Genomic DNA, 7,705 nt, shown 5'->3' on the forward strand with positions numbered 1-7,705 from the left:
AACAGAATGCGAAAAACCGGGTGACAGCGCGAAATTCCTTGCCTATGGTCGCAGCCATGTCGAACCGCGCCCTCTTTACCGCCGCCTATTATTGGTTCTGCCGTTCCCGGCGGATGCGGTTGGCTGTGTAGGCGCGACGAAGCGACACTCCAGAAAACCCCGCAAGCCGCTGGTCCGACCGGCGGCTTTTCTTCTGGAAACCCAAGCCCCGGCCGGCCCTCTGACAAAAGAGAGAGACCCATGCCGACCGAGACCAACAACCTGCGCATCGCCGAATTGCGCCCCCTGCCCTCGCCCAGCGATCTCGCGCGCGACATCCCGCGCGACGAGGCGATGTCCGCGACCGTGGCCGCCAGCCGCGCGGCGATCCGCGACATTCTCTCCGGGCGCGACCCGCGGCTGCTGGTCGTGGTCGGGCCCTGTTCGATCCACGATCCCGAGGCGGCAATGGATTACGCGCGCCGCCTGATGGCCGAGCGCGAAAGGCTCTCGGACCGGCTGGAGATCGTGATGCGGGTCTATTTCGAGAAGCCGCGCACCACTCTGGGCTGGAAAGGGCTGATCACCGATCCGCATCTGGACGGCACCGACCGGATCGAGGACGGGCTGCCGATGGCGCGGCAGCTGCTGGCCGCGATCACCCGGCTCGGCCTGCCGGCGGCGACCGAGTTCCTCGACCCGATCATGCCGCAATATTTCGCCGATCTGATCGCCTGGGGCGCGATCGGCGCGCGCACCACTGAAAGCCAGATCCACCGCCAGCTTGCATCGGGCCTGTCCTGCCCGGTCGGGTTCAAGAACGGCACCGACGGCGGCGTGCAGGTGGCGCTGGACGCGATCCGCTCGGCGGCGGGGCCGCATTCCTTCCCGGCGATCACCGCGGAAGGCCGCGCCGCCATCGCCCGCACCACCGGCAACCGCGACTGCCATGTCGTGCTGCGCGGCGGTGCTGCGGGGCCGAATTACAGCGCCGCCGACATCGGGCGGATCGCCGGTGCGGCAGCGAAGGCGGGCGTCGATCCCGGAATCGTGGTCGATGCGAGCCACGCCAACAGCGGCAAGGATCCGGCGCGCCAGCCGGCGGTGATCCATGACATCATCCTCCAGATCCGCGCCGGTGAGCGGCGGATCCGCGGCGTGATGCTGGAGAGCAACCTGGTCGCAGGCCGCCAGGACGTGGTGCCGGGCCAGCCGCTCGCTTACGGCCAGAGCATCACCGACGGCTGCCTCGGCTGGGAGGACACGCGCGCGCTGCTGCATGATCTGGCCGAAGCGGCGACGGCCTCAGCCCGCGCCGCCTGAGGCGCGCAGGAAGGTCAGGAACTCTTTCACGCCGGTCAGCCAGGGGCGCTGGTCGGCGTGGAAGGTCTGGTGCAGGGGCTGCGGCACCACCAGACGCAGGTCATGCGCCTGCATCTCGGCCAGTTGCGCGCGCGAGATCGCGGGCTCCAGCGTCAGCAGATGCTTGACGCGGATGCGGTCGGCCTCGGCCAGAACCTGGCGCCAGCGGTCCTTGCAACTGGTCTTGACCGCCAGCATATGCAGCCGCCCGGCCGGGAAAGCGGGATCGGCATAGGCCGCCTCGCCCGGGAACAGGAAATCCGCCGCATTGCGCTTTTCGGTCGCCGCCTCGCGCTTGTGCGGGATGGCCCAGGCCTTCAGCAGCGCCTCGGTGTGATGGGCGAAGGCGTAGCCCGCGCGCGATTTGCGCCGGTTCTGCACCGTCAGCGAAAAGCCGAGGAACCCCGCCACATCGGCGCGGCCCGCGGTCATGAAGCCCCCGGCCAGCCGGTCGGTCACGACATGGCGCTCCAGCACGCGAAACAGCGCCTCCTCCTGCTCCATCCAGGCGATCAGCGCACCGTCGGGATCCGCCAGCGGATCGACGCCGGCCACGCTGTCACGCGCGAAGGCGGAAAACACCGCGGTCGACGGGAAGCCCGTGCCGAAGCGGCGGATCAGGCGCTCGGCGGCCTCGGGCTCGGGCTCGTCCGGCTCGATCCCGAGTTCGCCCAGGATGAACCGCGCGGCGAGGTCGATGCCGCGATCTCCGGCCGCGCCGATGCTGAGCGTGTAATCGTCGGTCAGTTGCAGACCGAACAGCCACAGGAGTTTCTGCTCGGCCGAACTCGCCGCCGGGCAGAGGATCGCCAGCACCCGGCGCGCGGGCGTCATGCACAGGAACAAAGTGTCGCCCGCCCGGGCGTGCCGCACCACCGGATGCGCCGCGGCGGGGTAGTAAAGCCGGTATTCCGGCGCGCGATGCGGCTGGCGCTGGCGGCTGTTGTACCAGGTGCCGGTCAGGTCGAGCCGCAGCGGCGGGGACAAATCGTCCATCCAGATCCAGGTGACCGGGATCTTCTCGCGCGCGGGCGGCGTGCCGACGAAGGTGCGGAACAGGTCCACCCCCTGGAATTCGTGCCCGTTCGAGGTGGCGGGATCGACCTCGGTCGCGCGCAAAACCTTGGCCCCCGCCCCGAGGAAATAGCGCGAGAGCGCCCCCTTCGCCGCCATCAACTCGCCCCGATGTCGATGAGCGCCTCGTCCGAGCGCAGCCAGGCGGCGAGGCTGTCCGCGACCTCGGCCACGTCGCGCCGCCCGCGGCCTTTCAGCGCGCATTCCCAGACCTGCGCCACCCGCCAGCCGAGACCGCGCAACGCCGCCAGTGTCCGCGCGTCGCGGCTCATATTGCCGCCGATCTTCGCGCGCCAGAACTCGGGGCGGGTCGCGGGCCAGCGGAACAGATCGCAGCCGTGGCCGTGCCAGAAACAGCCATGGGCGAAGATCACAGCGCGGTGTTTGGGCAGCACCAGATCGGGCCGCCCCGGCAGCCGCCGGTCCTGCAACCGGAAGCGGAAGCCGCGCGCGTGCAGCGCCTTGCGGATCAGGATCTCGGGCCGGGTGTCGCCGCCCCTGATCGCCGCCATGTTGCGGCTGCGGGTGGCGGGATCGTGAACGTCAGCCAAGTCTGCGCGCCTTTTGCGTCCCCGCCATCACCGTCAGGTCAGGCGGCAGCATAGCGCGGGCGGGGTCTGCCAAGGCCGGCACCGCGACGGAATAGCCGAACCGGCGGCAGGCCCGGGTGTCGGAAACCCGGCCGTCCTGGCCCAGCAGCCGCGCGCCTTCGCGGGGCGTCAGGCGGCGCATGCCGCAGGATGGCAGCCTCAGGCCGCCGCCCCCGGCGAACAGGTCGATACAGGTGAAACCTGGAAAACGGCGTCCGGCTTCGGCCGTCAGCAGCGCCATGACCGCGCCTTGCGGGCTTTCCTTACCGGGTTTCCGGCGGCAGATATCGCCCTCGCAATAGCCGGGATGCCGCGCGGCCCCGGCCACCGACCAGCCCGCGCGCTTCGGAAGGCTGTCGTATTCGGTCATCGGAGGGCGCCGCCGCAGCTACGGGAATTGTCCCGGCATTATGTCGGGGAACGCCCCGTCACACAAGAACGCCACGCAAACAAAGCGCGGGGGACCCGCCCCCCGCTTGCCGTTTATTCCGCCGCCTTCTTCTTCGCCGGAGCCTTTTTCGTCGCCGCTTTCTTCGCCGCGGGTTTTGCGGCGGGCTTCTTCGCCGCGGGCTTTTTCGCACCGGCCTTCTTCGCCGGGCTCTTGCCCGCCTTTTCGGCGACCAGCGCCAGCGCCTCCTCCAGCGTCACCGCCTCCGGCTCCATCCCCTTCGGCAGGGTCGCGTTGACCTTGCCCCATTTGACGTAAGGCCCATAGCGGCCGGGCATGACCTGGATCTCGCCACCGTCGGGATGCTCCAGGGTTTTCAGCGGCTGCGCCGCCGCCCCCCGCGCCCCCGGGCCACGCGCCCGTTTCAGCGCCAGCAGTTCCACCGCCCGATTCATCCCGAGGCTGAAGACCTCCTCGGCATCCGCGAGATTGGCATAGGTCGAGCCGTGTTTCACATAGGGGCCGAAGCGGCCCAGATTGGTCTCGACCGGCTCGCCGTCCTCGGGATGGCCGCCAAGCTGGCGCGGCAGCGACAGGAGTTGCAGCGCGCGCTCCAGCGTCAGGCTGTCGGGCGACCAGCCCTTGGGCAGGCTGGAGCGGTCGGGTTTCGGCTGCGCCTCCGTCGCCTCGCCGCGCTGGACATAGGGGCCGAAGCGGCCCGCCCGCAGGGAAATCTCGTGGCCCTGGTCGTCCTGGCCCAGGATGCGGCCGTCCGAGGCCACCGCCTCGGCATCGCCCGCAATCGGGCGGGTGTAGCGGCATTCGGGGTAATTGCCGCAGCCGATGAAGGCCCCGCCCGAGCGCGCGGTCTTCAGATGCAGCCGGCCGGTGCCGCAGGTCGGGCAGGCGCGCGGATCGCCGCCATCCGCCCGCGGCGGATAGAGATGCGGCGCCAGGAATTCGTCCAGCTTTTCCAGCACTTCGCCGATGCGCAGATCGGCGGTCTCGGCCACCGCGGCCGAGAAATCCCGCCAGAACCGGGCAAGCACGTCCTTGTAATCGCGCTCGCCCGCCGACACGTCGTCCAGCTCGCCCTCAAGCCCGGCGGTGAAATCGTATTCGACGTAACGGCGGAAGAAATTGGACAGGAACGCCGTGACCAGCCGCCCCTTGTCCTCGGGGATCAGCCGGTTCTTGTCCTTGCGGACATATTCGCGGTCGACGATGGTCGTCAGGATCGAGGCATAGGTCGAGGGCCGGCCGATCCCGAGTTCCTCCATCCGCTTCACCAGCGTCGCCTCGGTGTAGCGCGGCGGGGGCTGGGTGAAACTTTGCGTGGCCAGCACGCCGCCGCCCTCGCCGAGCACGGCCGAGGCGATGCGGGCCTCTTCGATCACGCTGTCGCTGTCACGCGAGGCGGCCTTGCGGAAGGCCTCCTTCAGCGCGCCCGGCGCAAGGGCGGCCTTCTCGCCCTGCATGATCTGCGGCAGGCGGCCCTCGTCCTCGTCGTCGTCGTCGCGGCCCTGGTCGTAGATGCGCAGGAAGCCGTCGAACAGCACCACCTGGCCGTTGGCGCGGAGCGCGACCTGGCCGTCGGGGCTGGCGATGTCCACCGTGGTGCGCTCCATCCGCGCCGCAGCCATCTGGCTGGCCAGCGTGCGCTTCCAGATCAGATCGTAGAGCCTGCGCTGGTCCTCTTCGACGCGCAGCTTCGCCGGATCCGCCGACATGTCGGTCGGCCGGATGCATTCATGCGCTTCCTGGGCGTTCTTGGCCTTGTTCTTGTACATCCGCGGGCTGTCGGGGACATAGGCCGCGCCGAACCGCCGGCCGATCTCGGCGCGCGCGGCCATCACCGCCTCGGGCGCCATGTCGATGCCGTCGGTCCGCATATAGGTGATATGGCCGGCCTCATAGAGCCGTTGCGCCGCGTTCATACACTGTTTCGCGCCCATGCCGAACTTGCGGCTGGCCTCTTGCTGCAAGGTCGAGGTCATGAAGGGCGGCCAGGGATTGCGGCTTGCCGGTTTCGATTCGACCCCGGCGACGCTGTAGGTTCGGGAAGTGACAGCCTTCACCGCCAGATCCGCCGCATCCAGCGTCGGAATGTCGAATTTCTGCAACTTCTGCCCGCCAAGCACGACCAGCTGCGCCTCGAACTCCTGGCCGCGCGGGGTGGTGAAGATCGCCTTCACCGTCCAGTATTCGCGCGCCTTGAAGGCCTCGATCTCCATCTCGCGCTCGACGATCAGCCGCAGGCAGACCGACTGCACGCGGCCCGCGGATTTCGCCCCCGGCAGCTTGCGCCACAAGACCGGCGACAGCGTGAAGCCGACCAGATAGTCCAGCGCGCGGCGCGCGAGATAGGCATCGACCAGCGCCTCGTCCACCTGGCGCGGGTGCTGCATCGCCTTGGTCACCGCATCCTTGGTGATGGCGTTGAAGGTCACGCGGCTGACGGTCTTGCCCTTCTTCAGGCTGCTGGCGAGCGCCTCTTTCAGATGCCAGGAAATCGCCTCGCCCTCGCGGTCGGGGTCGGTGGCGAGGATCAGCGTATCGTCGGATTTCAGCGCCTCAGCGATGGCGCGGACATGTTTCTTGCTTTCGGCCGCCACCTCCCATTTCATCGCGAAATCGTGGTCGGTATCGACCGAGCCGTCTTTCGGCGGCAGGTCGCGCACATGGCCGTAAGAGGCCAGCACCGTATAGTCCGGGCCAAGATATTTGTTGATTGTCTTGGCCTTGGCAGGAGATTCCACAACGACGACTGGCATGAAATCCTTTCCGCGAGGGGCTTTGACAAGAGGCGCGCTCAGATGTGCGGCAAAGCGGGGGTTTGTCAACCGCGCCCCGCAGCAGCGCGGGATCAGATCTGCGTCAGCGGCAGTTGCGGGGCGCGCTCTGCCGCCCTGCCTTCGGGTTCATGCCAGAGGCGGCGCAGGGGTGTCTGGCGGCAGCATCCCTCGCGAATCGCGGGGAGGGAGCCCTGGCCGCGGCGCGGCGCCATATCTGTTCCGGTCCGCCCGCGCGGCGCGGCGCGGTGTCCGGTTTTCCGCGGACAGGGGCCACCGCACCACCAAAACTTCACCCATGAGCGGCGCTGCACAGCCGCCTGCTCACAGCCGCGACAGCAGCCCGCCGGGCTGGCGCAGGATGCGCCCCTCCAGTTCCAGCGTCAGCAGTTCCGGCGCAAGGCTTGCCGGGGGCAGCGAGAGGTCGCGGATCAGCTGATCCTCGGGCAAGGGGCTGGGGCCCAGCCGGTCGAGGATCATATTGTGCAGCCGCGTCACCCCCGACAGATCCGGCGCGGGGCGCGGGGGCCGTGCGGCAGCCGGTTTCGCGGCCTCCGGTTCGGGCGGCGCCACCGGCTGCGGCGCCGGTTTCGGCATCGGCCGGGGCGTCGGGGCGGTGGCCAGCTCGCCGGTGTCGGACGAGACCGGCGCGGCCTGGCCCAGAGCCTCCAGCACGTCGCCGGTATCGCGCACCAGCGCGGCGCCGTCGCGGATCAGCATGTTGCAGCCCGCCGCGCGGGCGTCGAACGGATGGCCCGGCACCGCCAGCACCTCGCGCCCCTGGTCGAGCGCCAGCCGCGCGGTGATCAGGCTGCCCGAACGCGCCGCCGCCTCGACCACCACCACCGCCTGCGACAGCCCCGCGACGATGCGGTTGCGCAGCGGGAAATGCCGGGCCTGGGGCTGGGTGCCGGGGGGGTGTTCCGAGAGGCGCAGCCCGTGCTGGCGGATCTCTTCGGCCAGGGCCGCGTTCTCGCCGGGGTAGATCACATCGACGCCGCCGGCCTGGACCGCGATCGTGCCGGTCGCCATCGCGGCCATATGCGCCTCGGAATCCACACCGCGGGCAAGGCCCGAGACCACGGCAAAGCCCGCCTGCCCGATGCCGCGCGCAAGGCTGCGCGCCATCCGCACCCCCAGCGACGAGGCGTTGCGCGCGCCGACCAGCGCCACCATCGGCCGCATCAGCAGGCCCGCATCGCCCTGAAGCCACAGAAACGGCGGCGCATCGGGCAATCCGGCCAGCGCCGCCGGATAGAACGGATCGCCCAGAAACAGAAGCCGCGCGCCCGCCTTGCTCCCGGCGGCCAGTTCCGCGGCGGCGACGCCCGGCGGACAGGGCTGATAATCCCCCACCCCCGCCGCGCGGGCGATCGCGGGCAGCGCCGCCAGCGCCTCTCCGGCCGAGCCGTGCTCGGCCAGCAGCCGGTGGAAGGTCACCGCGCCGACCCGGCGCGAGCGAATGAGGCGCAGCCAGTCCAGCCGCTCCGCCTCCGTCTGGGGTGGGGTGGGGTGTGTGG

6 protein-coding genes are annotated in these 7,705 nt (G+C 69.9%); 1 reads left to right on the forward strand and 5 read right to left on the reverse strand.

Annotated elements, in window-relative coordinates:
• The first annotated feature begins 240 nt into the window (after positions 1 to 240).
• A complete protein-coding gene (locus XINFAN_RS17020; protein WP_124088069.1) occupies positions 241 to 1,302 on the forward strand; it encodes a 3-deoxy-7-phosphoheptulonate synthase in 1,062 nt (353 codons plus the stop codon).
• Here the strand turns inward: XINFAN_RS17020 and XINFAN_RS17025 are convergent.
• The 5 genes from XINFAN_RS17025 to dprA form a co-directional block, all read right to left on the reverse strand.
• Positions 1,285 to 2,514, reverse strand: coding sequence for a type II restriction endonuclease (locus tag XINFAN_RS17025; protein ID WP_124088070.1), 1,230 nt, complete (start codon positions 2,512 to 2,514; stop codon positions 1,285 to 1,287). The two genes, XINFAN_RS17020 and XINFAN_RS17025, sit on opposite strands and share 18 nt — an antisense overlap.
• The gene (locus XINFAN_RS17030) at positions 2,514 to 2,966 is read right to left on the reverse strand and encodes a very short patch repair endonuclease (protein ID WP_124088071.1); all 453 of its coding nucleotides are present in this window, start codon (positions 2,964 to 2,966) and stop codon (positions 2,514 to 2,516) included. Before XINFAN_RS17030 ends, XINFAN_RS17025 begins: the two co-directional genes overlap by 1 nt.
• Positions 2,959 to 3,375: a hypothetical protein gene (locus XINFAN_RS22015; RefSeq protein WP_199286451.1), complete on the reverse strand. Its 417-nt coding sequence runs from the start codon at positions 3,373 to 3,375 to the stop codon at positions 2,959 to 2,961. Before XINFAN_RS22015 ends, XINFAN_RS17030 begins: the two co-directional genes overlap by 8 nt.
• Before the next feature lie 113 nt (positions 3,376 to 3,488).
• Positions 3,489 to 6,167, reverse strand: coding sequence for a type I DNA topoisomerase (gene topA / locus XINFAN_RS17040; protein ID WP_124088072.1), 2,679 nt, complete (start codon positions 6,165 to 6,167; stop codon positions 3,489 to 3,491).
• A 342-nt stretch (positions 6,168 to 6,509) separates the two neighbouring features.
• Complete coding sequence (dprA, locus tag XINFAN_RS17045; protein WP_233352299.1) at positions 6,510 to 7,667, reverse strand: DNA-processing protein DprA; 1,158 nt, start codon at positions 7,665 to 7,667, stop codon at positions 6,510 to 6,512.
• Between the last annotated feature and the right edge of the window lie 38 nt (positions 7,668 to 7,705).

The sequence above is a fragment of the Pseudogemmobacter humi genome (assembly GCF_900609055.1).
GTDB lineage: Bacteria > Pseudomonadota > Alphaproteobacteria > Rhodobacterales > Rhodobacteraceae > Pseudogemmobacter > Pseudogemmobacter humi.